General features: G+C 63.1%; 17 protein-coding genes, 2 tRNA genes and 1 pseudogene. 7 read left to right on the plus strand and 13 right to left on the minus strand.

Annotated features, from left to right (window positions below):
• Positions 1-67: 67 nt before the first annotated feature.
• From FJ418_RS10535 to FJ418_RS10545, 3 genes are all read right to left on the minus strand, one after another.
• On the minus strand, positions 68-3514 hold the full coding sequence (locus FJ418_RS10535) for an SPOR domain-containing protein (protein ID WP_140865306.1): 3447 nt from the start codon (positions 3512-3514) through the stop codon (positions 68-70).
• Positions 3515-3617: 103 nt separating this feature from the next.
• Positions 3618-5375: an arginine--tRNA ligase gene (argS, locus tag FJ418_RS10540; protein ID WP_140865308.1), complete on the minus strand. Its 1758-nt coding sequence runs from the start codon at positions 5373-5375 to the stop codon at positions 3618-3620.
• A gap of 61 nt (positions 5376-5436) precedes the next feature.
• A complete protein-coding gene (locus FJ418_RS10545; RefSeq protein ID WP_140865310.1) occupies positions 5437-6666 on the minus strand; it encodes a deoxyguanosinetriphosphate triphosphohydrolase in 1230 nt (409 codons plus the stop codon).
• A gap of 70 nt (positions 6667-6736) precedes the next feature.
• Here FJ418_RS10545 and erpA point away from each other — a divergent pair, with 70 nt between their 5' ends.
• The 4 genes and pseudogenes from erpA to FJ418_RS10565 all read left to right on the plus strand — a co-directional run bounded on the left by erpA (position 6737) and on the right by FJ418_RS10565 (position 8650).
• Positions 6737-7084, plus strand: coding sequence for an iron-sulfur cluster insertion protein ErpA (gene erpA / locus FJ418_RS10550; RefSeq protein ID WP_140652519.1), 348 nt, complete (start codon positions 6737-6739; stop codon positions 7082-7084).
• Between the two features lie 4 nt (positions 7085-7088).
• Positions 7089-7481 (plus strand): annotated as a pseudogene (locus tag FJ418_RS10555) (VOC family protein).
• 7 nt (positions 7482-7488) lie between these two features.
• Complete coding sequence (gene xth / locus FJ418_RS10560) at positions 7489-8283, plus strand: exodeoxyribonuclease III (protein ID WP_140865312.1); 795 nt, start codon at positions 7489-7491, stop codon at positions 8281-8283.
• 73 nt (positions 8284-8356) lie between these two features.
• Entirely contained in the window at positions 8357-8650 is a 294-nt protein-coding gene (locus FJ418_RS10565) for a hypothetical protein (RefSeq protein ID WP_140865314.1), read from the plus strand.
• Positions 8651-8973: 323 nt separating this feature from the next.
• Here FJ418_RS10565 and FJ418_RS10570 read toward each other — a convergent pair whose 3' ends face one another.
• The 9 genes from FJ418_RS10570 to FJ418_RS10610 form a co-directional block, all read right to left on the minus strand.
• A complete protein-coding gene (locus FJ418_RS10570; RefSeq protein WP_140646696.1) occupies positions 8974-9813 on the minus strand; it encodes a tetratricopeptide repeat protein in 840 nt (279 codons plus the stop codon).
• Complete coding sequence (ilvD, locus tag FJ418_RS10575; RefSeq protein WP_140865561.1) at positions 9800-11524, minus strand: dihydroxy-acid dehydratase; 1725 nt, start codon at positions 11522-11524, stop codon at positions 9800-9802. The genes FJ418_RS10570 and ilvD overlap by 14 nt, the downstream gene beginning before the upstream one ends.
• Positions 11525-11814: 290 nt before the next feature.
• Positions 11815-13059 (minus strand): OmpP1/FadL family transporter, encoded by a 1245-nt coding sequence (locus FJ418_RS10580; RefSeq protein WP_140865316.1) that lies wholly within the window; start codon positions 13057-13059, stop codon positions 11815-11817.
• Between the two features lie 362 nt (positions 13060-13421).
• A complete protein-coding gene (locus FJ418_RS10585; protein ID WP_140865317.1) occupies positions 13422-16205 on the minus strand; it encodes a valine--tRNA ligase in 2784 nt (927 codons plus the stop codon).
• Between the two features lie 235 nt (positions 16206-16440).
• On the minus strand, positions 16441-17238 hold the full coding sequence (locus FJ418_RS10590) for a PopZ family protein (RefSeq protein WP_140865319.1): 798 nt from the start codon (positions 17236-17238) through the stop codon (positions 16441-16443).
• Positions 17239-17523: 285 nt separating this feature from the next.
• On the minus strand, positions 17524-18906 hold the full coding sequence (locus FJ418_RS10595; protein ID WP_140646692.1) for a TolC family outer membrane protein: 1383 nt from the start codon (positions 18904-18906) through the stop codon (positions 17524-17526).
• Between the two features lie 186 nt (positions 18907-19092).
• Complete coding sequence (locus FJ418_RS10600; protein WP_140646691.1) at positions 19093-19767, minus strand: protein-L-isoaspartate O-methyltransferase; 675 nt, start codon at positions 19765-19767, stop codon at positions 19093-19095.
• Between the two features lie 92 nt (positions 19768-19859).
• Positions 19860-19933, minus strand: a tRNA-Cys gene (locus tag FJ418_RS10605).
• Between the two features lie 164 nt (positions 19934-20097).
• On the minus strand, positions 20098-20358 hold the full coding sequence (locus FJ418_RS10610) for a hypothetical protein (RefSeq protein ID WP_140865320.1): 261 nt from the start codon (positions 20356-20358) through the stop codon (positions 20098-20100).
• 208 nt (positions 20359-20566) lie between these two features.
• Between FJ418_RS10610 and FJ418_RS10615 the strand changes: the two genes are divergently transcribed.
• A tRNA-Asn gene (locus tag FJ418_RS10615) sits at positions 20567-20641 on the plus strand.
• Positions 20642-21006: 365 nt separating this feature from the next.
• Here the strand turns inward: FJ418_RS10615 and FJ418_RS32550 are convergent.
• Positions 21007-21138: a hypothetical protein gene (locus tag FJ418_RS32550; RefSeq protein WP_281407563.1), complete on the minus strand. Its 132-nt coding sequence runs from the start codon at positions 21136-21138 to the stop codon at positions 21007-21009.
• A gap of 717 nt (positions 21139-21855) precedes the next feature.
• Here FJ418_RS32550 and FJ418_RS10620 point away from each other — a divergent pair.
• Both FJ418_RS10620 and FJ418_RS10630 read left to right on the plus strand, forming a co-directional pair.
• Positions 21856-22035 carry a hypothetical protein gene (locus FJ418_RS10620; RefSeq protein WP_140648186.1) on the plus strand — a complete coding sequence of 60 codons (180 nt, stop codon included), beginning with the start codon at positions 21856-21858 and terminating at the stop codon, positions 22033-22035.
• 1540 nt (positions 22036-23575) lie between these two features.
• Positions 23576-23833, plus strand: coding sequence for a hypothetical protein (locus FJ418_RS10630; protein WP_181166898.1), 258 nt, complete (start codon positions 23576-23578; stop codon positions 23831-23833).
• The last annotated feature ends 458 nt before the right edge of the window (positions 23834-24291 follow it).

Consider the following 24291-nt stretch of genomic DNA (forward strand, 5'->3'; position numbering starts at 1 on the left):
CACAACCGTCCACAACGAAAAGCCGACGCGGCCTTGCGGCGGCGCCGGCTTTGGAAGCTGAAACCTGTCAGCGCGATACGAAGCAGTTGCCGCCGGCCGCCTTGTAGCTGGTGCAAAGGTTGATCGCATCGTTGCGCGACTGGGCCGGAACGCGAACGCGGTAGAAGGTGCCCTTGCCCGCGACCTCGGCCTTGACGATGTTGGCGGTGCGGCCGGAGAGCACGCTGCCGTAGCGGCGTTGCAGGTCCTGATAGGTCGACTGCGCACTTTCGACCGTCGGCTGTGAGGCGATCTGCATCGACCACGAGCCGCCGCCGGCAGCTACCGCCGGATCGATCGAAGCGACCTGGTCCGGCTTGACCTCACCGACGATATCGACCGGCTGGTCGGACGGACGCGCCGGCGCCACCGGCACCACCGCCGGCGTGTTGGCCGACTGAGCCTTGGCTTCAACCTTCTTCGCGGGCTTCGCCGGCTTGAGGGCAGGCGCATCGGCCTGGTCCGCGTCGGAAGCCACGGTTCCCGTCTGCTGGCCGTCGGAGGCCGGCGCGACATGCTGCGGCGCCGGATCGCTCGGCTCGGCCGCCGCGACCTTCGGCGCGGCCGGGGCCGGGTCTTCACGCGGCACCAGCGAGCCGTCCGGCTTCACCATCATGGTCTTCACCTTGCGCGGCGCGACGGCGACGACGTCGTTGTTGACGGTGTTGTCGGCATCCTGCTGCAGCACCTGGGCGATGCGGTCTTCCGCCTTCGGCGCCGGCGCTGCGGGCTGCGCGCTTGCCGGCGCGGCAGGTTGCGCGCTTTGCGGCACGGTCGCTTGCGCGACGCCAGGCAGGGCTGCAGCTGAATCGTCGGCGGCGTCAGTGCCGGCCGCGGCGTCGTTGTCGTTGGGCGCGAGATCGACGACCCGGCTCGGCGGCGGTTCCTTCGATGCCAGGTCCACGGGCTGCTCGGTGGTGTTCACCAGCTTCTGCTGCACCGGCTCGGCGGGCTTGGCCGCGCCGCCGCCCTTGGCCACCGCGTCATAAACCTTGTTGTCCTGGTTCGGCACCACCGTGCCGCCCGGATTTTCGGGCTTCACCTTGATCGGCGAATTGTCGGCCTTGACGATAACCGGAGCCTCGCTGCCGCCCTTGCCGCCGAACGAGAAGGCCAGCGCGCCAAGCCCGCCGAGCACCACCACGGCGCCGACCAGCGCCGCGATCATCACGCCGCGCCGGCGCGGCTGCGCCGCCTCGCGCTCGGCAAGCCCGGGGATCGCCATCGCTTCCTCGAGCTCGGGATCGTAGTCGAGCTCATCGGCGGCGAAATCCTCCGCCTGCGAAACCGGCCGGCTGCCGGGCAGGTCGTCGGCGTCGTAATCGTTGGCGACGGCAAACGAAGCCGGAGCCGCCGGAGCCTCGGTGCGCAAGTCGCGACGGTCATAACCGTTGAAGCCGGCGCTGTAGGATTCGTCATCATAGCCCCGGTTCTGCGCGGGCGCCGGCGCGATCTCCGTCGCATTCATGTCGGTGAGCAGGCTGGCGAATTCCGCATCGAGATCGTCGTAAGCGGGCGCCGCCGGCTGGTCTTCCTCGAAGCTGAGCTCCGGAATGTCGAGGTCGTCCGCGAGCGCGACCACGCGCTCCGGCACATCGACCGTCTCGACATCCGGCACATCTTCGTGCTGGCGAGGCGGCGACGAAGGCACCGGCGGCTGCGCCGGCATGGCATAGGCGGAATAATCCGTTGCCGGTTCGCTGCGGTAGGCCGGCGCGGCCATCTGCACTGGCGCTGAAGGCGCGGCCATCTGCGCCGGAGCCGAGGGCGCCGGCTGCGCGGCAAACGAAGCCTGCACCGGCGGAGCCGAGGTCGGGGTCGAGCGGCTCCACGACTTGCCTGATTCCGTAGGCGTCGAATGCAGCCAATCGGAGGAATTTACCGGAGACCTTGCCGTGGCGGCAGCTGCCTGTTCAGCTTCGATGCTCTTGGCGAAAGCAGCGCCGAAATCGTCATCGAAATCAACATCGGCCTCGGTTTTGGCCGAGCTTGAGAAATCCTGGCGATCGAGTTCGCTGGCAAGCAGGTCGTCCATGTCGCTTTCTGCCGGCTGAGCGCCCTGCCCGTTCTGCGCCGACTGGTGCTCGTCGAGATCCCAGTCGAGATCATCGGCCGCCGCCTTCCCGCCAGCGTAGCTTGCGGGTTCCGCAACCAAACGTGGCGCGGGAGCGGGCTCCTTGACCGCGGGCATCGGTCGCGCGGTCATGGCGCCGAGCAGCGCATTGAGCTCGTCTTCCAGGCTTCGTTCGCTGGCCGCCGGCCTCGCCGGTTCGACGGCGGCGACAGGCGGAACCAGCGCGGCGGCGACGGGCGGAACCGGGGCGGCGACGACAGGAGCCGGCTCGACCGCGGCCGGCTGCAGCGCGGCGGCGGGCTCGACGGCCGGAGCTTGCGGCTCCTCGTTCAGCGCATCGCGGAAACTCAGTTCGAAATCGTCATCGAGGGTCAGCGCCGCGGCAGGCTCAGGCGCGGCGAACTCCGGCTCGGCGGCGAAATGGGCCATCTCGGTCGCTGCCTCGACCATCGGCGCCGGGTCATCGTCAACCGCCGGCTCCGGCTCCTGAAAATCCTGAGCCTGGCCGAGATTGACATCGACATCGGTCATCGTCTGGTCGAAGTGACCGGCAAAATCGTCCTCGGAAATCAGCGGATCGGCCGCGGAGACTTCGAGCGGCTCGACGGCTCGCGCCTGCTGCTCCGGCTCGTGGCTCTCAAACGACAGCTCGTCTTCGAGCGACATCTGGACGGCATTGTCGAAATCGGCGTTGAACGCCTCTTCGCTCGCGGCCTGCACGGCTTCCACGGCGGCCTGACGGGCCTCAGCCGGCTCGTGATAGTCGAGGTTGGCGGGTTCGTGATGGTCGAGCTGGAAATCCTGGTCCAGCGAAGCCGCCATTTCCTGATCGATCGGAAGCTCGTCTTCGAGCGGCGAGACATCCAGCGACCTGGCGACGGCCTTGTCGAAATCATCGTCAAAAGCGACTTCCGGCTCGGGAGCTTCCTGCGGCTCCGGCGCGAAATGCGGCTCCGCTGCAAAATGCGCCTCCGGCGCGGCTTCCGGCTCCGGCGCGAAATCCGCCTCCGGCACATGGGCCACGGCGAAATCGGCATGATCCGCCGCGTCGTCGAACACGAAGTCCTGCTCGAAGGACGCAGTCAACTCGTCGTCATTCGCGGCGGCGCTGGCGGCCTCGAAAGCCGGCTCATAGCCGATCTGATGCAGGGCAGCCTGCTGAGCGACCGGCTCGCTTTCCTCGACGGAATCGAACTCTCCCATCAACTCCTTTTCGAGGTCGATGTCGAAATCGTCCGCCGCTGGAGCCTGATTGACCGGCGCGGCCTTCTCGGCCGCAGGAGCCGGTTGCCGCACCGGCTGGCGCGGGTCGAAACCCATGATCCGGGTCAGTTCCGCGAACGGATCATCATCGGCGATGTCGTTGTGGTCGGCTACTTTCAGCGGGGTTCTGTCTGCCATTATTGTTCCCGAACTCGCACACAGTCGGACGCCATGGACGTCGCGCAGGGTTGGCCCTTACCAGCGCAATGTGGGCAAAAGGTGACAGGTTTTTTAGTTAAACCTAACGCATTTCAGTGGGCGCGTCTGCCCCGATCAGCGTCAGGCCGGAAGTCAAAACATCCGAAACAGCCTGCACCAGCCCTAGTCTGGCATAGGTTGATTCTCGGTCGTTAACCTTAACAAAACGTAAGTCCTGGTTGTCGTGGCCGCGATTCCACTGTGCATGGAAGCCGGAAGCCAGATCGTAGAGGTAGAATGCGAGCCGGTGAGGCTCCAGCGAAAGCGCCGCGGATTCGATCAGCCTTGGATATTCAGCCAGCTTCCGGATCAGCGCGATTTCGCCCTCGTCGGTCAGCGCAGCCACGGAAGCCGCCAGCCGGTTGCGGTCGAAATTCGCCTCGCCGAGCTGCTCGCTCGCCTGCCTGAAAACGGAATGGCAGCGCGCCGACGCGTACTGCACATAGAACACCGGATTGTCCTTCGACTGCTCCGTGACCTTGGCGAAGTCGAAATCGAGCGGCGCGTCGTTCTTGCGGTAAAGCATCATGAAGCGGATCGGGTCGCGGCCGACCTCTTCCACCACATCGCGCAGGGTGACGAAATCGCCGGACCGCTTCGACATCCGGACAGGCTCGCCGTCGCGGAACAGTTTCACGAGCTGGCAAAGCAGCACGGTGAGCTTGACCGTGTCGCCGGCAACCGCCCGCGCCAGCGCCTCCAGCCGCTTCACATAGCCGCCATGGTCGGCGCCGAGCACATAGATCAGGTCGACGAAGTCGCGCTCGACCTTGTCCTTCAGATAGGCGACGTCGGCGGCGAAATAGGTGAACGAGCCATCGGACTTGACCAGCGCCCGGTCCATGTCGTCGCCGACCGCCGTCGAGCGAAACAGCGTCTGCTCGCGGTCTTCCCAGTCGTCCGGCTTCTCGCCCTTGGGCGGCGGCAGCTTGCCCTTGTAGATGTGGCCCTTGAGCGTCAGGTCGGCGATCGCCGCCCGGATTCTCTTGGCGTTGTCGGCATGCAGCGTGCGCTCGGAGAAGAACACGTCGTGATGCACGTTGAGTAGCGCCAGATCCTCGCGGATCATCGCCATCATCGCGTCGACGGTGCGGTCCTTGACGATCGCCAGAGCTTCATCTTCCGGCATCTGCAGCAGGCCGCGGGCGAATTCCTTGGCCAGCGCCTGGCCGACTGGGACCAGATAGTCGCCCGGATAGAGACCCGACGGGATCTCGCCGATGTCGTCGCCGAGCGCCTCGCGATAGCGCAGGAACGCCGAGCGGCCGAGCACGTCGATCTGCGAACCGGCGTCGTTGATGACATATTCCTTGGTCACGTCGTAGCCGGCGAAGGCCATCAGATTGGCCAAGGTGTCGCCGACCACGGCACCCCGGCAATGGCCGACATGCATCGGGCCGGTCGGGTTGGCCGAAACATATTCGACATTGGCCTTGCGGCCGCCGCCGATGGTCGAGCGGCCATAGTTGCGTCCCTCGCCGAGCAACGTCGTCAGATGCGCGTGCCAGAACGCGTCCTTGAGTCTGAGATTGACGAAGCCCGGCCCGGCGATCTCGGCCGAGGCGACGTCTGCATCGGCGCGGAGCGCTTCGGCCAGTCTTTCGGCAAGCGCGCGCGGGTTCTGTCCGGTGGGCTTGGCCAGCACCATCGCCGCATTGGTGGCGAGATCGCCATGGCTTGCATCGCGCGGCGGCTCGACCGCGACACGCGACAGGTCGAGCGCGGCCCCCTCCTTGTCCTTGAGATCAAGGGCTTCGACGGCCTTTACGATCCGCGCGTTGAAATCGGCGAAGATATTCATTGGATATGCTCTGGGCTTTAAGAGACGACCGGCAGCCTGGCCGGCAAAATCGAGGCTCGCCCTACCCCAAATCGGGCGTATGGTCAAACAGACGCCGATGTTCCTTGAGCGCATAGGTGTCGGTCATGCCGGCCAGGAAGTCGGCGACGCTGCGCGCCTTGATGCGATCCTCGGCCCTGTCGAGCCCTTCGCGCCAGCCGTCGGGCATGGCGCGTGGATCGGCGAAATAGACGTCGAACAGCTCGCGCACGATGCGCTCGGCCTCGGCCCGCACCCGCATCACTTCCGGGTGCCGGTAGAGATGCTTGTAGAGGAAAGCCTTCAATTCCTTTTCGGCCGCGGCCATCCCTGGCGAAAAGGTCACCAGGGTCTCGCCCGCCGCGCGCACCGCATCGGCGCTGTCCGGTTTGAGACGCTCGACGTTGGCAGCGGTCGATGTAATGACATCCTCGACCATCAGCGTGATCTGCCGGCGCAACAGTTCGTGGCCGGTGCGGACATCGTCGAGCTGAGGATATTTGGCGCGCACGCCGTCCAGGATCGAGCCCGGCAGGCCGACGCCTTGCAGCATGTCCAGCGTCAGCAGTCCGGCGCGCAGGCCATCGTCGATGTCATGGGTGTTGTAGGCGATGTCGTCGGCGATCGCGGCGCACTGCGCCTCGATGCCGGCGAAGCGGTCGAGCTCGAGGTCGTGCAGTTCGGAATAGTCGCGGATCGCCTGCGGCACCGGACCCTTGAGCCCCTTCCCGCTCGCATCGGTCAACGGGCCGTTATGCTTGACCAGCCCTTCCAGCGTTTCCCAGGTGAGGTTCAGACCGTCGAACTCGGCATAGCGCCGCTCGAGCCGCGTGACCACGCGCAGCGACTGGGCGTTGTGGTCGAAGCCGCCCCAGGCGGCCATCTTCTCGTTGAGCGCGTCCTCTCCCGTATGGCCGAAGGGCGTATGGCCGAAATCATGTACAAGGGCGACTGCTTCGGCGAGGTCCTCGTCGCCGCGCAGCGCCCGCGCCAGTGCTCGTGCGATCTGCGCCACCTCGATCGAATGCGTCAGCCGCGTGCGGAAGTGATCGCCCTCATGCGCCACGAACACCTGCGTTTTGTGCTTCAGTCGGCGGAATGCGGTGGAATGGATGATGCGGTCGCGGTCGCGCTGGAACGGCGTGCGGGTCGGACTCTCGGCCTCCTCGAACAGGCGTCCGCGCGAGCGCGCCGGATCGCTCGCATAGACCGCGCGCGGCCGATAGCCGAACCCGATGTCGCCGAGAGCATCCTTGCCCTGCCGCTCGTCCATTGATCCACCAGTTGACTTGGCCACGCCCGCTTCATACCTATCATGTGAAACCGAAAGCAAGGTGACGCCGATGGGCGCGGATGCCAAGACTGCCATGAAGGTCGAGATGACCGATGCCGCGGCCAAGCGGATCGCCAGGATCGTTGCCGGCGAACCGGGCAAGACGGCGTTGCGCGTCTCCGTCGAAGGCGGCGGTTGCTCCGGCTTTTCCTACAAATTCGATCTCGTCGGCAGCCGCAACGATGACGATGTCGCCATCGAGAAGGATGGCGCGACGATCCTGATCGACGACCTGTCGCTGGTTTATATGGGCGGCTCGGTGATCGACTTCGTCGATGACCTGATGGGCCAGTCCTTCCAAATCAGGAACCCCAACGCTGTCGCCTCCTGCGGCTGCGGCACCAGCTTCTCCATATAACCCAATGTCTGCCGTCGGCGCGGTCCGTCAGGTCGCGCTCTCGGCTGGCCGCGATCTCGATGCGACGCTTGCTTTCTGACGCGACGTGCTTGGTCTGAACCTGCATGCCCGCTACGACCCGCCCGGTATTGCCTTCATTATGGCCGGTGATGTACGCCTGCTCTTCACCGACGGCGTTCCGGCCGGAACCGTCTATTTCGACATCACCGGCCTCGAAGCCTTCTACGCGGAAGCGAAAGCCGCGGGCATTCCCTTCACCGCGCCGCCGATGCTCGTCCACCACGACACCGAGGGGCAGTTCGGCCCGGCGGGGGAAAGCGAATGGATGGCCTTTCTAAAGGATCCCGCAGGCAATACGATCGGCCTGGTCGAACGCCTGCCGTCCGAAGAGCTTTGAGGTCCTCATGAAGATCGTCACCTGGAACATCAACGGCGTTCGCGCCCGCATCGGCAACCTCACCCACTGGCTGACCGAAAGCGCGCCGGACATCGTGTGCCTGCAGGAGATCAAGACGGTCGACGACCAGTTCCCGCGCGCCGAGATCGAGGCGCTGGGCTACAATGTCGAGACCAACGGCCAGAAGAGTTTTAATGGCGTCGCTCTCCTGTCGAAGTTTCCCTTCGACGAGGTGAATCGTGGCCTGCCTGGCGACGATGCGGATGATCATGCCCGCTTCATCGAAGGCGTTTTTTCCACCGACCAGGGCGCCTTGCGTGTCGCTTCGCTCTATCTGCCGAACGGCAACCCGATCGACGATGAGAGGAAGTTTTCCTACAAGCTGGCGTGGATGGCGCGGCTGGAGCGTTGGGCGCAGGAACGGCTGCGGCTCGAGGAGGCGCTGGTGCTGGCCGGCGACTACAATGTCATCCCCGAACCCGCCGATGCCCGGTTTCCCGAAAACTGGCTGGGTGACGCGCTGTTCCAGCCGCAGACGAGGCAAGCCTTCCGCCGGCTGAAGAATCTCGGTTTCACCGAGGCGGTGCGCACCGTGACCGACTCGGCCGGCGTCTACACCTTCTGGGATTATCAGGCCGGCGCCTGGCAGAAGAACAACGGCATCCGCATCGACCACCTGCTGCTGTCACCCGAAGCCGCCAACCGTTTTGCGTCCGCCTCGGTGGAAAAACATGTCCGCGCCTGGGAAAAACCGTCCGACCATGTGCCGGTCGCCATCGAGCTCAGCCTGCAGCCCGCCTGAGACGTTGCCAGGCTCCCGGACCCCAGTATCGCCACAAATCCAGTCTTTGATGCGGGCTTGCTGTGGGGGTTGAATGGCGATCCGATTTCTTTTTGGGCCGATCGGCCTTGCCTTGGCGCTTGCCGCGCCGACGCCGTTGCTGGCGGCGCCAACCTGTCTTGCCAACGGCAAATCCTTCAACGTCGGCGAGACGGCGTGCCTGACGCTGGCCGGCGAGAGCCACCTCGCCCGCTGCGACATGGTTCTCAACAACACGTCCTGGACCAGGATCAAGGACGAATGTCCGGGAGACGCGCCAAAACCCCACCCGACGTCGATGTCGACCCCGACGCCCGGCCCTGCGCCGACGGAGCCGACCGAGGACTGAGGCTTCGTTGATCTCCCCACCATCCAGGTTACGCTATGCACACATCTTCTGTGACTGGCGCGACTGATCGGGCCGAGGCTTGATTGCCACGTGGTTCCCCCAATCCGTCGCTGCTTCGCAGCGCCACCTTTCCCCCCTCCGGAGGGAAAGGAAGGGAGCTTTGCCGGACGAGCATTGACGGCAAAAAGCTTGGCACGCCTTCCTCTACCCCGTCGATCGGGGGAGAGGTGGCTCGGCGAAGCCGAGACGGAGTGGGGGTCGACCAGCGCTGCATTAGCCATTGCATGCGCCAAGCTGCCATGCACGCTATCGCCAACCTGCGCTTACTGGTCGCCGTTGTTGCCCTTGGTCAGGATATCGTCGGCGAGCGAGATCGCGGTCCGGCGATCGGCCTCGCCGGCCGCGGCGAACGCCTCTTCCTGCATGTTGCGGATCCAGGGCTGGTCGGCCGCCGGAGCCCGCTCGAGTGCGGCCGTCATCATCGCCAGGCCGCGCACCACCTTGCCGCTCTGGAACAGGAGGTTGCCGAGCGTCGCCTGCGCGCCGGCATGGCCCTTCTCGGCCGCGAGCTGCAGCCAGCGGCCGGCTTGCTTGACGCTGGCCTTCACGCCGCCCTCGCCCTTGAGGAACATCTGGCCGATCTCGAACTGGGCGTTCGGATTGCGGTAGTTGGCGGCGGCGCGCATGTAGTATTCCTGCGCCGCGACGTCGTTCTCCTCGACCGGCGTGCCGGGAATGCCCTTGCGCAGATAGTCGCCCAGCGCCACCAGCGCGTCCGACACATAGCTCTCTTCCGGCGAGCCGGGCTCGACATCCTGATCAACGATTTCCGAGAAGAACTTGAAGGCGGCGTAGTCGTCGCGCGTCACGCCGTCGCCTTCGGCATACATGCGCGCAAGCTTCCAGGTGGCGCCGATCTGGCCGTTCTCGGCGGCGTATTTATAGGCTTCGACCGCCTGTTCCTTATGGCCGCTCTTGTAGGCGGAGAAGCCGAACTGGAACACCGCCCAGGGGCTCGACTGCGGCTTCACGCCGGTCTTGTCGTCGAACACCTTGTCGTCGAAGGCCATGGCCTGCCCGACGGCGCCCAAGGTCGCGCCAAGACCGGCGATCACGACCAGTGCCGAAAAGACAGACGACCTCAACACCTCAGATGTCCGCATAGCAGTGCGTTTCTTCTGCGGCGCCCGGATGGGTCACCGCGCCGTCGCGGGCCGGCCCTACGGCCTGCGCATATTTCCAGATCGCACCGGACTGATAGTCGGTCTTGCGCGCCTTCCAACTCTTTGCCCGGGCCGCCAGTTCGGCGTCCGACAGTGCCACTTCGATCGTGCCTTTCACGGCGTCGATCGAGATCAAATCGCCATCCTTGATCAGCCCGATCGGCCCGCCGACCGCCGCCTCCGGCCCGACATGGCCGATGCAAAAGCCGCGCGTGGCGCCGGAGAAGCGCCCGTCGGTGATCAGCGCTACCTTGCCGCCCATGCCCTGGCCGTAGAGCGCGGCCGTCGTCGACAGCATCTCGCGCATGCCCGGACCGCCGCGCGGCCCCTCATAGCGGATGACGAGAACCTCGCCTTCGCGGTAGTTGCGCTGCGTGACCGCTTCGAAGCACTCCTCTTCCGAATCGAAGCAACGCGCCGGACCGGAGAATTTCAGTTCCGACATGCCCGCGACCTTCACGATCGCACCTTCGGGGGCAAGGTTGCCCTTCAAGCCCACAACGCCGCCTGTCTTGGTGATTGGCCGATTGGCGGGACGCACAACATCCTGGCTCTCATTCCAGGCAACGTGCTCCATATTTTCGGCCAAAGTGCGGCCGGTGACCGTCATGCAGTCGCCATGCAGATAGCCATGGTCGAGCAGCGTCTTCATCAGCAGCGGAATGCCGCCGGCCTCGAACATGTCCTTGGCGACATATTTGCCGCCCGGCTTGAGGTCGGCGATATAGGGCGTCTTCTCGAAGATCGCCGCCACGTCGAACAGGTCGAACTTGATGCCGGCCTCATGCGCGATCGCCGGCAAATGCAGCGCCGCATTGGTCGAGCCGCCGGTGGCCGACACCACGGTCGCCGCGTTCTCCAGCGCCTTGCGCGTGACGATGTCGCGCGGCCGGATGTTCCTGGCGATCAGCTCCATCACCTTTTCGCCCGAGGCGAAATTGAAGCGGTCGCGCATCTCGTAGGGCGCCGGCGCGCCGCAGGAATAGGGCAGCGCGAGGCCAATTGCTTCAGCAACGGTCGCCATCGTGTTGGCGGTGAACTGGGCGCCGCAGGAACCGGCGGAAGGACATGCCGCCTGCTCGATCTCGAGCAATTCGGCATCGCTGATCGTGCCGACCGAATGCTGGCCGACCGCCTCGAACACGTCCTGCACGGTGATCTGCCGGCCGCGATAGCTGCCGGGCAGGATCGAGCCCCCATAGATGAAGATCGAGGGCACGTTGAGACGCACCATCGCCATCATCATGCCGGGCAGCGACTTGTCACAGCCGGCGAGCCCGACAAGGGCATCGTAGCAATGGCCGCGCATGGTGAGCTCGACCGAATCGGCGATCACCTCACGCGACACCAGCGACGACTTCATGCCCTGGTGGCCCATGGCGATGCCGTCGGTGACGGTGATGGTGCAGAACTCGCGCGGCGTGCCGTTGGCGGCCGCAACGCCCTTCTTGACGACTTGCGCCTGGCGCATCAGCGAGATGTTGCAGGGCGCCGCTTCGTTCCAGCAGCTGGCGACGCCGACCAAAGGCTGCGCGATCTCGGCCGCCGACAGGCCCATGGCATAGAGGTACGAACGATGCGGCGCGCGCGCCGGACCAACGGTCACGTGGCGGCTGGGCAGCTTGGCCTTGGAGATTGCCTTGGCGTCCATCATCGTCCTTGCCGCACACCCCGCGGCCGGTCCCCTCGCCGCGCCAACCTGGCACGCATCCCGGGACATATCTCGGGTGCTCCGGGTTTATGGCGGGAAATGGGCAGTTCCCTCTGTCTGACTTCTACAGCAGGGGTTGTTCAGAAAGTGTTGCCGAAACGTCACAATCGCATCGGGCGCCGGTTCGCGACGAATCTGCAACAGCGGGTTGAAGGGGCGAAGCCGAAGCATCATTGACACAACAAAAAAGGCCGAGCACTGCTCGGCCTTTTTGATGAATTTTCAGAAACTTAGAACTTGATCTTGATTCCGCCTGAAATCGCCGTGATCAGATCATTGCCGACGTCATAGGTAGCGTCTTCGCCTGCGGTATAGCCATTCTCGTCGGTAAGCGTGCCAGAATGGCCACTGGTCATGACGCCGATAGCACCAGCCAAGCGTAGCTCGATGTTTGGGCGAGGCGTGTAGGCAACACCGCCGCCGAGCGTCCAGGTATCGGTTTGGACGCCATAGCCGTGCGACGTGCCGCGATCCCAGGTAAGCTGACCAGCGGCGCTCCATTCATCATTGAACTTGTGACCTATGCCGCCGGAAACGGTCCAGCCGTCGCGATACATCAGGTCAAGAGAGGTAAGCCGAACCGGAAGGGGAGAAACGGTTGTACACGCAGCCAAACCTTTGGTCTGTTCGGAACAGATCGGAACACTTTGCAGAGTGCTCCAGTTAACCCACTTGATCGAACCAAAGGCCAGCCAGCCGGGAGCGATACCCGACTGCAATTTCAACTCGACCGAGTCAGGCATGTACTGCGTCGAGCCATAGATTGGCGTGGCTGTGGTCCCTCCCAAGCCGTCCGGCAAAGTCAGCGTTCCAGAGATGTTGTCGAGCTTGACCTGCGAATTGTAGACCAAGCTGGCCCGAAGCGCGATCTCAGGGATTTCGTAGGCAACACCGGCTCGCCAGCCCCAGCCGCTGGCCTCTAGGTCGACGCGACCAATCGGTGACGGCCCAAATGGATTGAAACCCACCAAGCTTTCCTTGAAGCCTGAAATGTCCTGATAAAACACGCCGCCGATAAAACGTAGCTGGCCCTTACCGGCATCAAACTTGAAGGAGCATGTACCGGCGTAGTTATTGCTCTTGATATCCGTTTCGACGTTCGAAAAAGCGCCGTTCCACGACGCGCCAGGGGCGGTGTGGGCGCCCCAAGGCTGTGAATAGTCGACCATACAGTCGACGCCTTGAACAATTTGGGCTTTGACCCCAATGCGCGGTACCCAATAGGGCTCGGCCCCATCTGCCGTGGAACTGAAAAAGTTGAAGCCCCCCGGACCAGTCGCATTCTTGTACTTGCGATCCGGCATCACATAGGTCGCTTCAGCTTCCGTCGCGACCTGCGAAGGATCGAAAAGCAGGTCGATGTCGTAGCCGCCGCGCTCCAGGCCGCCGGCATGCGCGGGATGCATCACCGCGCCGATCAATGCGATCGAAAAGCAGCCTGCCCCCGCCAGAGCTTTGAGCCGCAAGATGTTCATGGAAATCCCTCCCCGAAATACAAGTGGCTCAAGCTAGAACCAATTCGGGTTAACGACGCAACAACGATTTCAAGAGCTGTACATGTACATCTTGACAGCACGTATTTTCGCCATGGTGGCTGGCACCGCAATCGGCGCCTGAATCGCGCCAGCCGGGGTCGAACGGTCGAAAAAATCCGAAGAAACTACCCAAAACAGGGCAAAAACAGCCGATTTTAGCGCTCGCGGGCCCCATTGTTACATTATGGCAACAATGGGGCGCAAACTTTCCGTTTACGTCAAAATTAACGTAGCGGCACGCCCATTTTCGAGGCAGCTAACGTACCGGAAAGCGCCTTTGGAGCGAGGCCGAATCTTGCCGCTCAGCCGGCGTCGCGGACCCTGGTCAAAGCCACCGAAAGCTTCTCCTGCGCCTCGCGATATTCGGCGAGTTTCTCACGCTCGGCGCCGACCACCTCTTCCGGCGCGTTGGCGACGAATTTTTCGTTCGAGAGCTTCTTGTGCAGCCGGGCGATCTCCTCGGTCACCTTCGCCAGTTCCTTCTGCAACCGCGCGGCCTCGCCCTGGAGGTCGATCAGGCTGCCGAGCGGCAGGCTCACCGTCGCCTCGTTGAGCACGATCTGGGCCGAACCCTTCGGCGGTGCATCGGCGAGCGCGATGTCGCCGATGCGCGCCAGCCGCTTGATCGCCTGGGCGTGACGCTCCAGCCGCTCTTGCGTCAGCGTGTTGGCGCCGATCACCATCAGCGGCGCGATCGCCGCCGGCGGCACATTCATTTCCGAACGCACCGAGCGGATGCCCGAAACGAGGTCGACCAGCCAATTGATGTCGGCGGCGGCCTCTTCGTCGCCGAAATCGGGCGACGGCCAGGCGGCGTGGCAAAGCAGCGACGAGCGCTGCTTGCCCTCGCCGGCGGTCTGCGCCCACAGTTCCTCAGTCATGAACGGCATCATCGGATGCAGGAGCTTGTAGATCTCGTCCAGTACGAAGGCAACGCATGCCCGGCTCTCGGCCTTGGCGGCTTCGTCCGTGCCCATGAACACCGGCTTCAACAGTTCCAGGTACCAGTCGCAGAACAGGTTCCAGACGAACCGATAGGCCGCGCCCGCCGCTTCGTTGAACCGGTAGCTGGTGATGCCTTCGGTGACAGCGCGCGCCGCCCGCGTCAGCTCGGTCAGGATCCAGCGGTTGACCGGCAGCTTGGCGTCGTTCAGCCAGAACTCGTCGTCGCGCGCGACCTCGTTCATCTCGGCGAAGCGCGTGGCGTTCCACAGCTTGGTGCCGAAATTGCGGTAGCCGGCGATGCGGGCCGGATCGAGCTTCACGTCGCGCCCTTGCGCCGCCATGACGGTCAGCGTGAAGCGCAGCGCGTCGGCGCCATATTCGTCGATCAGGTCGAGCGGATCGATGACGTTGCCTTTCGACTTCGACATCTTCTGCCCGTTCTTGTCGCGCACCAGCGCGTGCACATAGACGGTGTGGAACGGCTCCTCGTCCATGAACTGCAGGCCCATCATCATCATGCGGGCGACCCAGAAGAAGATGATGTCGAAGCCGGTCACCAGCACGTCGGTCTGGTAATAGGTCTTGAGCTCCGGCGTCTGATCGGGCCAGCCGAGCGTCGAGAACGGCCACAGCGCCGACGAGAACCAGGTGTCGAGCACGTCCTCGTCGCGGGTCAGGATCTCGCCCGGCTGGAAGTTTTCCAGCTTGTCCTCGACCCAGGCCTTCCACGGCCCTTCCAGCGCAAGGTAATATTCGATCGCCGCGGCTAAAGCCTCTTCCTCGGTCTTTTCGACGAAGACATGCCCGTCCGGCCCGTACCAGGCCGGGATCTGGTGCCCCCACCAGAGCTGGCGCGAGATGCACCAGGGCTGGATGTTCTCCATCCAGTCGAAATAGGTCTTCTCCCAGTTCTTCGGCACGAAATTGGTGCGGCCTTCGCGCACCGAGGCAATCGCCGGCTTGGCGAGCTCGGCGGCGTTGACATACCACTGGTCGGTCAGGAATGGCTCGATCGGCACGCCCCCGCGGTCGCCATGCGGAACGGCATGGCGATGCGGCTCGACCTTTTCCAGAAAGCCGCCGGCCTCCATCAGCTCGACGATCTTCTTGCGCGCGGCGAAACGGTCGAGCCCGTCCAGTTCGTCCCACAGGGCCTGGCGCTCCGGCGTGACCTCGAGACCGGCGAGGAAATCCTCATTGTCCTTGAGCTTGACGGCCGCCTCAACCGTCAGGATGTTGATCGCCGGCAGCTTGTGGCGCTTGCCGACCTCGAAGTCGTTGAAGTCATGCGCCGGCGTGATCTTGACCGCGCCGGAGCCTTTCTCCGGATCGGAATACTCGTCCGCGACGATCGGTATCTTGCGGCCGACGATCGGCAGCACGACGTTGCGGCCGACCAGACCGGTGAAGCGCTCGTCATCGGGATGCACAGCCACGGCTGTATCGCCGAGCATCGTCTCGGGACGCGTCGTGGCGACCGTGATAAAGGTCTTCGGGTTCTCAGGGTCGAACGCCTCGCCTTCGATCGGGTAGCGGAAGTGCCAGAGATTGCCGTTGACCTCATGCTGCTCGACCTCGAGGTCGGAAATGGCGGTAAGCAGCTTCGGGTCCCAGTTCACAAGGCGCTTGTCCTTGTAGATGAGGCCTTCCTTGTAGAGCGTGACGAAGACTTCCAGCACCGCCTTGGACAGGCCTTCATCCATGGTGAAGCGTTCGCGCGACCAGTCGGCCGAGGCGCCGAGCCGCTTCAGCTGGTTGAAGATCGCGCCGCCCGATTCGGCCTTCCACTCCCAGACCTTCTCGATGAACTCTTCACGCGTCAGATCGCGGCGGTGGATCTGCTTTTCCATGAGCTGGCGCTCGACCACCATCTGCGTTGCGATGCCGGCGTGATCCATGCCGGGCTGCCAAAGCACGTTCTTGCCGCGCATGCGCTCGAAGCGCACGAGAATGTCCTGCAGCGTGTTGTTGAGCGCATGGCCCATATGCAGCGAGCCGGTGACGTTCGGCGGCGGGATGACGATGGTGAAGGCTTCCGCCCCCTCTTCCGCGCCGGCGCCTGCCCGGAAGGCATCCGCCTCTTCCCAGATTTTGGCGATCTTCGGCTCGACGGCTTTGGCGTCGTAGGTCTTATCAAGCATGGAGGAGGTCCGAACTGTCGGGAACAAGCGTCCGGTGTAAATCGGAAGGTCTTGGCCGAGTCAACCGCGAGAACTGCGATCGCTCTTACAGATAGGCATGCCGCGACCGGCGACAATCCCGGCCGGTGCCGCAATGGCGGCTCGCCTGATGCATGTCGACTGCAAGGGCGCAGCGGGTCCCAAAGCAAAAGCGCCGCCCGAAGGCGGCGCTTTTCCGCGTGCGTGTTGCGGCAGCTTACTGCGCCCCGCGCGCCACGCGCTCGATCTCCTCGCGCACCAGCCTTTCGACCAGCGTCGGCAGGTTGTTGTCGAGCCAATCCTGCAGCATAGGCCGCAGCATCTCCTCGGCCATCTCGTCGAAACTCTTCTTGCCGCGGCTGGCAAAAGCATCGGAAAGCTCGCCGAAAGCCGCGGCAACCTGCCGGCCCGTATGCTCGGAAAGGATCGCGGGCCGGGCCGGCTGTGTCTCCGGTTCGGATGCCCGGGGAGCGCTGGCATGCGCGGCAGCTTCAAACGCCGGCTCTTGCTTCTCGATCTCGACCCTCGGCGCGGCTTCCGGGACCCGGACGGCCGGTCTCGCGGTAACCGTGCTGCCGCCGACCGCCGCTATTTCGCGCCGCCAATCGGCGACGATGGTCTCGGCCGACTGCGTCGCATTTGCCGCGGCCGGCCTGCTCGTGGCCGCTTGCGCGCTCGGCTCGGTGCCCTCGGGATTGGCCGTGGCCGGAGCCTCCTTGACCGGCCCGGGACGAGCCTCGACGCGTGCGACCGCCGGATCGGCCGCAGCCAGCTGGGCCTGGACCTCCGCCAGCGTCGCTGGCTTGCGCGGGCCGGCGTCGGCATGCAATTCGGAACGAAAGGCGTCGACCTCGACCGTGGGTACGCTAACCGCGGCCGGCTCCAGATCCTGGCGCAGTTCACCAGCCTCGGCCGGCTGCTTGCGCCCGGTGTCGCTGTCTTCGATGATCCTTCGGATGGAAGCCAGTATCTCTTCCATGGAAGGTTCGCGCTGCGCGCTGCTTGCCGTCGCCATCGTCACATCCGCCGCCCCAGTGACCTGCCCAAGAACTCGACCCTGTCCAAGAACTGACCCGTTCAAGAACTTGACCCATTCAGGAATTCCGTTCCTGCCCGGGTCGGAATTCGAATCAATGGCGACAGCGTAACCGACCTATCGTCATCCGAGAATCCCCAATCTGGGGACGCGTTGGATTTCAACAGATTAGGCGGTTCGCGGCCCGACGAGCCCGTGCCATCGACAAAGAAAAACGCCGCGCGTCCATCGGACACGCGGCGCTTGCTGGAAGTATACCGGAAATCAGCGTCCGTCGGGCGTGCGCAGTCCGAACCACTTGTCCTTGACGGCGTTGTAATGCTCTTCGGGCCTGTATTTGGTGACCGCCAGCCCAAGACGATCGACCGACAGCCGGCCCATCGCCGACAGGATGGCATAGCTCGCCACGACCACGTCGCGTTCGGAGCTGGCCTGGTTGATCTTGGCGGTGATGACCGCGTTCTGCGCGTTCAACACATCCAGCGTCGTGCGCTGGCCGACATTGCGCTCTTCGATGACGCCGTTGAGCGCCAGTTGCGCGGCATCGATCACCTGCCTGTTGGCATCCACGCTTTGGCGCGCGGCGACATATTGCGTCCAGGCCGAGACCACGGCCTGGCGCACCTGGTCGCGGCTGACATCGACCTGGATGCGCGCCTCGCCCAGTGATTCCTTGCTCTGCCGCACCAGCGCCGAGGTCCGGCCACCCGAATAGATCGGAATGGTGAGCGAAGCGCCGATATTGGCCGATGTCGAACTACCGTTGGGGCTGCTGATGGAACTGGGAACGGTGTGGCTGTAGTCGTCCGAAACGCCGGCCGAGGCCGTCACCTGCGGCAGCAGCGCGCCTTCCGACGACTTCACCGAAAAGGCGGCGGCATCGACGAGATGCTGTGTGGCCAGAATGGCGGGATGTTCGGCGGAAGCGATGGCCAAGGCCGAATCGACGCCACCCGGCAGCAGCTTGCCAAGCGGCGAGGCTGCCTTGAGCTTGCCAGGCTCGTCGCCGACGATCTGGTGGTAGGTTGCGGCGCTTGCCAGCGCCGTCGCGCGGGCGGCGCTCAACTGCGCCACGGCCGTCGCGCGGGAGGCATCGGCCTGGGCGACGTCGGTGCGGGTGCCCTCGCCGACCTCGAAGCGCGAGCGGGCGGCGCGCGCCTGCTCGGTCAGGAACTGCAGGTTCTGCTCGGTCAGCACCGCGATCTGACGGTCGCGAATCACGTCCATATAGGCGCTGGCCGCGTTGAACAGGATGTTCTCTTCCGTGTTGCGCAGGCTTTCGACCGAAGCCTTTACTTGCGATTCGGCGGCGGCGACATTGTTCTTGGTCTGAAACCCGTCGAACAGCGTCTGGTTGATCTGCACGCCGAAGCTGCCCGTCGTTATTCTCCTGCTGGTGCCAAAGCCATGTATATTGGTGTAGTCGATGTTGGCCGAACCGGTGACGGTCGGACGCCAGCCCGACTTGGCAATGGCTACGCCCTCGTCAGTGACGCGCACGCCAGCGCGGGCAGCATTCAACTGGGAGTTATACTGGTAGGCTTTGGCGAGCGCGCCCGTAATGGTTTCAGCGGAGGCGGCCAACGGCGAAAGCGCGGTGGCCGAAACAAGGATAGCTACTAAAACACTCTTGCGTAGAGGCGGCACGTTATTTCCCTCATTCGTTTTGCATGGGAACCACGCCACGTCAGCCTACCCATACGGATCGGCCGGCGCCGCGTTGTTTATCGTTCCCCCGCTGTCGGCCTCCCGAAAACACCCGGTTAACCAAATCAGCAACGATTGTCAGGCGCAAGCGATCATGACAGCGCATTCGCTGCAAGGCAAAAACGCTCAGAATTCAAACGCGTGAGCACGTTCGAAGCCCGGTAGTGGCTTAATTGCCGCATTAAAGGCCCTTCTTCCGGTTACAACCCCTCCTGCCTTGAAAAACAGACGGGCCACGCCAGAGTTGCCCCGCCCTTCGACCACAACCAGGCGGCCTTCTTCCGCAAGCTGGTCGAGCAATGCCGGCGGCACTTCCTCGACGCTGCCGCCGATGAAAATGGCGTTGTAGGGCCCCTTGGCGGCCTGCCCCTGCGGCAGCGGCCCGGTGACCACCGTGACGTTCTGGCAGCCAAGACTGGAAAGCGTGGATTTGGCGGCCTCCGCCAGCGCGGGATCGCTTTCCAGCGCGACGACCGAGCGCGCGAGCCTGGACAGCAACGCGGCGGAATAGCCGGTGCCGCAACCGACATCGAGCACCGAATCGCTCGCGTCGATTTCAGCCAGCTGCAAAAGCTTGGCGAGCGGCGACGGCTCCATCAGGTAGCGTGCGCCGCCGCCATTCGCGCCATCGGAAATGCGGATGTCTTCGTCGATATAGGCCAGATCCCGCTGTCCGGCGCCGACGAAGGCCTCGCGCGGGACAGTCAGCATCGCCTCGATGAGCGGCGCGCTGGTGACATCGGTGGTGCGGACCTGGCCGTCGACCATCTTCACACGGCGTTCGGAGAAATCAGCGTTCATGTCCCAACAATCCGCTCCCCGCGCCAGGCGCGCGGCCAAAACTTCGACTGGAACCCCGCTCCGGCGCGGTTGCGCTGGAGCCCGCAAGCATCTGGAGGCCTCGCCCGGAATCGAACCGGGGTGCAAGGATTTGCAGTCCTCTGCGTAACCACTCCGCCACGAGGCCTCGCAATGCTCCCGGCGTTCCGAGCGAACTCATTATGTTGGCGCTCAAAGGTCGTCAAGCGCTCGCGCGTCATTCCCGACGCTTTCGCATGGAGCAGCCAAAGTGGTGATTACCAATCGGTTGTCATGGGTCCGGCATCGCCGCGGCGGAGCCGCCGCAGGCGCTCAGTCGGGCCGGCGCCGGCGTTCCCACCAGACGACGAAACGCCGCCGGTGGCGCCGGATCATGGCGAATTCGTAGGACAGCACCAGGAGACCGAGCGGAACCATCCAGAAGCCGAGAACCGGCAGAAAGCCCAGAATCCCGCCAAGAGTGAGCAGCATGCCGATCGCGATTCGCCAGCCGCGCGAGCGCGGCATGGTGAACTCGCGGCCGAAAACCGAAATCTTCCGCGCCGGGGCACTGTCGTCGTCAGCTGCCGTCATTCAAAATCAAATCCCATCTGCCGCCAATGCCATGTCAAAGGCCAACCGGCCGCTTTGTTCCGTGCCGGTGTGAAGCCCTTCATATGTGGGCATGTTGAACGATGGCACAAATAGCCGCATTAAAAACTGGAGAAAAATTGCGAATTGCTGCTTTGCAAAGCCGAAAGGTGTTTGCTATAGCCTGCGCCACTCACGTCAGAGCCTCCGTTCCCCGGTAGCTCAGTGGTAGAGCAACCGGCTGTTAACCGGTTGGTCGCTGGTTCGAATCCGGCCCGGGGAGCCAAGTTTTCCAAGGGATACAGAGTTTTCAGGATTGGCCGAAAAATGGCTGATCTACAGCATATCTACACAACTCGACTCCGCTAGGCGCCGATCTACGCGAAGGAGAGAAATTCCGATGGACCACGTTTTTGACGAGCTGATCAACCTGCAGAGAACTCTGCCGAGAGGCAATTGGCGCGCCGCCGCGATATCCTGCACGCTCCGCTTGGCCGGAAACTTGACAACCGGCATCGCGATCGGCGTCGGGGTTTCGGTCGGTCTAGCCCTGGGCTGACGAAGCAAATACGATTTCAGCCCTCGCTCCTTTGTCTGCCTTGATCGCTGCGTGGCAGTCCTTCAGCTTCTGAGATGCGCCGCTACCGGCAGTCAGACCAGCCCCGTCATACGGATGAGCCGAAAAACCCCATGGCCGATCGCGAGCACGAATTCACCATCATTGGCGGCCAAATCCCAGCCGAAGAATGCAGCCCAACAAAAGAGCACCAGGGTGAAACACATTAGAGAATTCTAATACACGGTGGTGGTTGACCAAACGTTTACCCGCGTCGATGAGGGGCAAAGTGACGGTCAATCTCGGCGTGCCGGTCACTGTGAACGCCGATAAGGTCAGACTGGTGACCGCCTACGTTCCGCCGAAGAGAAAGACGCCACTGGTCGACAAGCCGACATGATCCAGAGACGATGGGTAGTGTCTCAGTTTGAAATTTGCCCTCCCGTACTCCCGTTTGATGACATAGGCGCTTGCCCGCCAGGCACAGGCCGCACGCCCCCCACACCCCGTCCTATTTTGAGGCGGCTCAGTTCATGACGCCCGATCTCGGGGCAGCTCGAGCGCGGCAGCGGCAAGCAGTCTGAGTTCCTCACTTGTCAGGGTTATCTCGTAGCGCTGCTTGGATTTCTTTGTGTAGATGTCATCAGCAGTCACAGAGATTATAACAACGCCTTCCTCTTCCACCTGCACACTATCGATCGGTAGTGGCCCCGAAAATATGCATTTCGACGCGCCAGCCCTTCGGCTCGGCCGAGTATGTATCCGCATCTCGTCATCCCTTTCCGCTCTCGAAAGGGTCCAATGCAGGAAAGATGCCAGATCGTGGCTATTTCAACCTTGGGCCTCAACACCGTCCACGCCTTCGCGGGCTGAACATTAGCAACTGCTTGTATTTGTCCTACCGCAGGCAGATAATGCCATTCGGGACTTTGAGGGAGGTTCCGATGCGCTGGCCCCTTATCGTGATCGCGTTCATCACTGGCTTCATCCTCTGGGACCGCTTCGAAAACGACGGCACCTATACCGCCGACGTCGAGCGAAGTTTCCGTGAGGCATCCTTGGATATGCCGGGCGGGTGGAGGCCACCTACCATCACCATCAATCGCGATTTGCTAAAGCGATAGCCGAGGGGCCATCGTCTCGCTCCGGCCCCTTTTCATCACAGGAATGAAGCCGCAGCCACCCGCTTTAGATTGCTGCCAGCGCGGGTGTGTATCATTTTAATACAATCCTCAATTTGTAGACTCCTGCGATTTATTGGCGGCCATTGGCCTCGGTCCGCTTTATGGAGGGAAAGCCCCCGCGGGAGGAATACCAATGACCATCCAAAAGGAAGACTATCGAACCAACAGAGCCGACTATGCCATCGCATCGATGCAAGGCCAATCGGCCGCTTTTGATGCTCGCCATGAGAGACGGGAAAGCAAGAAATCCCTGTGGCTGAGAGATCGGCGGCTCGCCAGATTGGCCGAAAATCCGTGTGAAACCGTGCCAGGATCAAGAGCCAGACGGCGCGGGAATTAGCGCGCTGGTTGTCGTTAGCCGGTGCCGTGTCTCGCCCCCGAGACCCATCGGCTAGGCCCGGCGTTTGCTGGCAGCTGCCAGCCTGCCGGGCCGCTTCCTGCTGTCCTTTGCTCATCGCGCCAGATCACCCGCTTCTCCCGCCGGATTTCGACAAGCCGCCGAAAGCGGATCGTATGGGCCTGCTCGCCGGTCGCGTGAAATAGCTGCGCGCTCATCCACTCTCGGCTGCCGCACTTCTGACAGCGGCTAAAACTGGGGAAAATGGCAGCCCAGGGTTTTTATGCGCAGCCGCTAATATTACGCTACGACTCAGCCGGCCTCCAGCCCTTGGCCGGTTAGGCCCGGCGGCCCGTCCGCTTCCTACCCCAACAGGCTGTCGGGCTGCTTCGTCGGAAAGATGCATCAGATACTCACAATGAAGGAAGTGACGCATATTCCGGGGCGCGCAATCATCAACATCCTTCCGGGCGCGGGAACTACGGCTCGCCTGAGCCCGCGTTCAGCGGAAAAGAGCAGGGTCCGCACCTGCGTAGCGTTTTGGTGCGGACCTTTTCCACGCCAGCCATTTCTCTCAGCGGTGACCCGGCTAATCTTCGCGGAATCCCGCAGTGAGGCGTGGCGCAGCATCTCCTCGCTCTTCCTTGGCGAGCCACTTGGGTGGCGGCGCGCCGGTCTTGCCCTGCACCCTGTTCCCAAAGCCGCTCTCGAATCGCCAAGTCATCTGGCATGTGCAGCCGGGGCATAAGCCCACTCGAGATCGATAGCTAAAGAAAGACCCGCCGACCGAAGCCGGCGGGCCATCTCCCTCATGCTTGCGCCCCTAGTTCCAGACGGTCCGCCGTGTCCAGGAAACCCTACGCAACCTCGTTTGTAGAACAAAATCCGGATGCTGCGCTGTAGCTCTGCGGCAACACTCGCCTCAGATGTGTCTCGTTTCGGGACGAAAGAGCCGGCACGCGAGGCTGAGGGAATTACGGTGACACTGCACCTTTTCCTTTTGCAGCCGGCCTCGGATTGCTGGATCCAGGAGCGCTGGCTTTGATCATTAGCCACCGCAATTCGCCAATCCGACGACGGGCATTTCGATTGCTCATGAGTTGAAGACAAACAAGGGTAGAGACCGACGTTAGGCCCAACGGAATGGGCATTCAGTCCAAATTGCTGGTCTTCACGACGCCAAATAACCTCCCCAAAGGAAGGCAGGGGCACATGGCGGGAAAACGGGCAATTGCAGTCAAGGACTGGTCGTGCGCCATGAGTGACGAGATTGGCCGCGTGGTCTTGGCCATAAACTCGACCGAAGGTGAAACGACCTACGTTCTTATGACGGTCTTCCAAGCGGCAAAGATGGCCCAGGAACTGCGGTCGCCGAAGTTGGTCCCCCGATACGACATGTAATCATCTCTGGCAAAAACATTGAGCAGCACATGGCGGGGAAATCTGAACCGGCGGCCAATACCCCGCGAGGCGCCCAGTTGGGCCGCCTCATTCCTCCCCACTATTCCGCCTCCGTGCAGCAAGCTACAATCGCTCCTGCTTGCGATAGGCTGCGGCCGTGGGGATAGCTTGGGAAAATACGAGGGCGCCAATCAAGCCGATCGTTGGCGAAAACGCATGAGACAAGGTCGCCGCTGGCGCCTGTCCGCAAACATGGTGATTTGGACATTCATCGTGCTTTTGATGACGGTCTCGATCGTGCTGATAGCGAATAAAGCTGGCTGGCCCCGCTAGTCGAGAGAAGAGAGCCTAGTCGGCCGCCGCCTCCACACCCGCATGGGCCAAATTCCCATAGTCATTGTGCCGGCGAATTTTGCTTTGCGGGTTGGCCGCCCTGCCTTAGCCTCATTGCGGAAAAC

The sequence above is a fragment of the Mesorhizobium sp. B2-8-3 genome (genome assembly GCF_006440815.1).
Classification (GTDB): Bacteria; Pseudomonadota; Alphaproteobacteria; order Rhizobiales; family Rhizobiaceae; genus Mesorhizobium.

What these genes read in the sequence shown, in the direction of transcription:
- FJ418_RS10535 (WP_140865306.1), bottom strand. Translation starts at nt 3,514, where the DNA reads ATGGCAGACAGAACCCCGCTGAAAGTAGCCGACCACAACGACATCGCC.
- argS (WP_140865308.1), bottom strand. Translation starts at nt 5,375, where the DNA reads ATGAATATCTTCGCCGATTTCAACGCGCGGATCGTAAAGGCCGTCGAA.
- FJ418_RS10545 (WP_140865310.1), bottom strand. Translation starts at nt 6,666, where the DNA reads ATGGACGAGCGGCAGGGCAAGGATGCTCTCGGCGACATCGGGTTCGGC.
- FJ418_RS10590 (WP_140865319.1), bottom strand. Translation starts at nt 17,238, where the DNA reads ATGGCGACGGCAAGCAGCGCGCAGCGCGAACCTTCCATGGAAGAGATA.
- FJ418_RS10610 (WP_140865320.1), bottom strand. Translation starts at nt 20,358, where the DNA reads ATGACGGCAGCTGACGACGACAGTGCCCCGGCGCGGAAGATTTCGGTT.
- FJ418_RS10565 (WP_140865314.1), top strand. Translation starts at nt 8,357, where the DNA reads ATGGCGATCCGATTTCTTTTTGGGCCGATCGGCCTTGCCTTGGCGCTT.
- FJ418_RS10570 (WP_140646696.1), bottom strand. Translation starts at nt 9,813, where the DNA reads ATGCGGACATCTGAGGTGTTGAGGTCGTCTGTCTTTTCGGCACTGGTC.
- FJ418_RS10620 (WP_140648186.1), top strand. Translation starts at nt 21,856, where the DNA reads ATGCGCTGGCCCCTTATCGTGATCGCGTTCATCACTGGCTTCATCCTC.
- xth (WP_140865312.1), top strand. Translation starts at nt 7,489, where the DNA reads ATGAAGATCGTCACCTGGAACATCAACGGCGTTCGCGCCCGCATCGGC.
- FJ418_RS10585 (WP_140865317.1), bottom strand. Translation starts at nt 16,205, where the DNA reads ATGCTTGATAAGACCTACGACGCCAAAGCCGTCGAGCCGAAGATCGCC.
- FJ418_RS10600 (WP_140646691.1), bottom strand. Translation starts at nt 19,767, where the DNA reads ATGAACGCTGATTTCTCCGAACGCCGTGTGAAGATGGTCGACGGCCAG.
- erpA (WP_140652519.1), top strand. Translation starts at nt 6,737, where the DNA reads ATGGGCGCGGATGCCAAGACTGCCATGAAGGTCGAGATGACCGATGCC.
- FJ418_RS10630 (WP_181166898.1), top strand. Translation starts at nt 23,576, where the DNA reads ATGGGCATTCAGTCCAAATTGCTGGTCTTCACGACGCCAAATAACCTC.
- FJ418_RS10580 (WP_140865316.1), bottom strand. Translation starts at nt 13,059, where the DNA reads ATGAACATCTTGCGGCTCAAAGCTCTGGCGGGGGCAGGCTGCTTTTCG.
- FJ418_RS32550 (WP_281407563.1), bottom strand. Translation starts at nt 21,138, where the DNA reads ATGTGTTTCACCCTGGTGCTCTTTTGTTGGGCTGCATTCTTCGGCTGG.
- ilvD (WP_140865561.1), bottom strand. Translation starts at nt 11,524, where the DNA reads ATGGACGCCAAGGCAATCTCCAAGGCCAAGCTGCCCAGCCGCCACGTG.